The following is a 996-nucleotide window of genomic DNA, read 5'->3' as shown; positions in this document are numbered from 1 at the left end:
TCGGAGACCAGCGTCAGCGCGGGTCCGGCCGTGCGCGGCGAGTGGGCGGCGGGCGGCGCCTGGCTCGGCGCAGGCTGCTCGGCACTCTCGGGCGCGACGAGGGCCCGCGCCGCGTCGTCGTGCGGGCGGACCCGGCGCACGACCGGATCCCACGTCCAGCGCGCGCAGCGGCTCTCCGAGGTGAGCTGGACCAGCCAGATGCCATCGACGCGACGCCAGGCGTCCCACTGCGCCGCGGCCGGGTTGTCCTGGGCGACGACCAGACGGGCGTCGACGACCTCACCGAGGGGCCGGCCCGGCACACCGCCGGGGTCCTTGGGCAGCAGCGCCGCCCGTGCCTCCTGGACGACGCGGGCACGCTCGGCCAGCACCGGGCCTTCGTAGCGTTCCACCCGCTCCACCGGAATCCCCGCCGCGCGGGCCACTTCGGCGGCCGTCTCGCCGGCCCGCAGCCTGGCCTGGATCTCCCGTGGCGTCAGTGCGCTCTCCGTGCGCACCTCGTTACGGCGGACCCCGCGCAGGGCGGCCCGAAGTCGGTCGTCCACCGGCACGCGGAACTGCTCGCCGTCGGTCCTGCCGGCCGCGTCCGCGAGCACGAGGTAGCCGCCGTCCTCGCTGAGTGCGACCGCCCGCAGCTCACGCATGGCGCCTCCTGTTCTCTCGAAGCCGTCCCGCCGTCCTTGGCCGGCCGCCGGGCGCACTCGTGTGTGCATCCGCGGGCAGACCTACGGGCAGGTCGACATGACGCACCCGAACCCGCCTTCGGTACGTGCGTCCCGGTAGGTGACAGCCTGCCATCGATACGGCCGGTCGGGCGGGTGGCGGCAGTCGACACGCGCAGTCTGATCGAGCCGGGCCTGTCCGGTCGGGCCACCGAAGGCCGGATCGTCCTAGGGTCGCCGGCCGCCGGGCGGCCGCGTCGCCGGGCCCCGCCCTGGTCGTGAACCTTTGACCACGTATCCCTCCGCGGAGGACTACATCCGCGCCGTGCAACGG

At 75.3% G+C, this 996-nt stretch carries 1 protein-coding gene; it reads right to left on the bottom strand.

What is annotated here, in order from left to right; translation table 11 throughout:
* Window positions 1–644: septation protein SepH (gene sepH, locus MXD58_RS25525; protein ID WP_250610232.1), on the bottom strand; the 644-nt coding region annotated here is incomplete at its 3' end.
* Window positions 645–996: the final 352 nt, after the last annotated feature.

Origin of the sequence: Frankia sp. AgKG'84/4, assembly GCF_023242965.2 — a bacterium.
Classification (GTDB): Bacteria; Actinomycetota; Actinomycetes; order Frankiales; family Frankiaceae; genus Frankia.
The sequence above is the reverse complement of the archived record's forward strand: the minus strand, read 5'-3'. Positions and strand labels throughout refer to the sequence as shown.